General features: G+C 64.4%; 2 protein-coding genes and 1 pseudogene. All 3 read right to left on the bottom strand.

The window, feature by feature from the left end; all coding sequences use genetic code 11:
- A partial coding sequence (locus ACFHWU_RS29135) for a polymorphic toxin-type HINT domain-containing protein (RefSeq protein WP_416592303.1) occupies positions 1-747 on the bottom strand: 747 nt, incomplete at its 3' end.
- A 150-nt stretch (positions 748-897) separates the two neighbouring features.
- Positions 898-1218, bottom strand: a pseudogene (locus tag ACFHWU_RS29140) (RHS repeat-associated core domain-containing protein); the annotation flags it as partial.
- On the bottom strand, positions 1103-1351 hold a 249-nt coding region (locus ACFHWU_RS29145; protein WP_416592302.1), incomplete at its 5' end, for a hypothetical protein. The gene ACFHWU_RS29145 and the pseudogene ACFHWU_RS29140, both read right to left, overlap by 116 nt.

Here is a 1351-nt window from a genome sequence, read left to right on the forward strand (position 1 = left end):
GTACGTGTGGATGTCGTCGATGGTGAGGTTGTGGACCGTACGGGTCTCGGACCACTGACGCACGGCGGTGACCTGCACCCAAGTCCCGGCGGAGGTTCGCAGCCACTGCCCGGCCTCAAGCTCGGCAGCGTCGAGCCACTCGCCCACCTCCGGCACCCAGAACGGGTGATCTTCGGTCGCGACCACAACACCTTCGGCGTCACCCCGGCCACCGTCGGTGTCGACCGTGATCTCGACCAGATCCTTGACCCCGTGCCCGACGATCGTGGCGACCACCGGCTTGACAGCCGTCTCACCGGATTCCGGATCAGACGCCACCACCAGATCACCCACGTCGAGATCCTCGATCGGCTTCGACGAACCATCCGCCAACAGCACCAACGTTCCCGGTACGAAACTGTTACAACCAGGCGCCGCCGCCTCAGCCTTGTCCAGAGTCTTACGACTCCGCATCCACGTACCGACCGCGTCCTTCAACTTCCCGCCCAGGTTCCACAACCGCTCCCCGAGCGCCTTCAGCCTCATCGGCTTCAACCCGTAACGGGCCAACAACTTCCCCGCGGCGCCACCAACCGCCGTCAACACCACGTTCAACGCCGTCATCGCACAAGCGCCCATGTCGCCGTTGATGAAACAGTCGACCGCGTCGGTGATCCCCAACTCGTCCATCAAAATCTGGCCGAGCTCCTTCGCCACCGCCACCACGACCTGCTTCGCGTCCTCCACATCCCGACGCGCCTGCGCCACCTCCGGCGGCACCGTCGACACCGGCGGCGGCCGGGGCACCACCGTCCAACGGTTCGACGACATCGAGTACACCAACTGCTCACCGCGCTTCTTCCAGTACGCGTCCTCCTCCGCACCACCACCCGTCGCCAACGGCCGCAGACCATCCGGATCCGTAAACGACACCGGCGAATTGTTCGCATACGCGTACCCGTGCATCTGCTGCGGATCACTCACATCGATGATCGGATCCACCGAAATGAACCGACCAGTCTGCGGGTCATACTCCCGCGCACCCAGATGCGTCAACCCCGTCGACACATCCTGCGTACCACCGACGAAACCCTTCTTCACCCAACCACTGACCAACCCCCGGCTAAGTGCCACGCGCAGTGCCGAACGGCGCCATCCGCCGATGCGTGACCTGCCCCGTCGCCCCGTCCACCGCGGCCTGCCCGGAACCGTGATGATCCGCAGCCTGCACCTGTACACCCGCGACCGTCCGCACTACCGTCAACTGACCGCCGATCGGGTAGTAGCGCGTCCCATCGACCACCGAGTTGGAGCGGTTCAGCTTCAACTCCATGTTCGGCAGATACACCGTGATCGAATCCGGATCCTTCCG

The organism is Micromonospora sp. LOL_015 (assembly GCF_048060275.1).
GTDB lineage: Bacteria > Actinomycetota > Actinomycetes > Mycobacteriales > Micromonosporaceae > Micromonospora_E.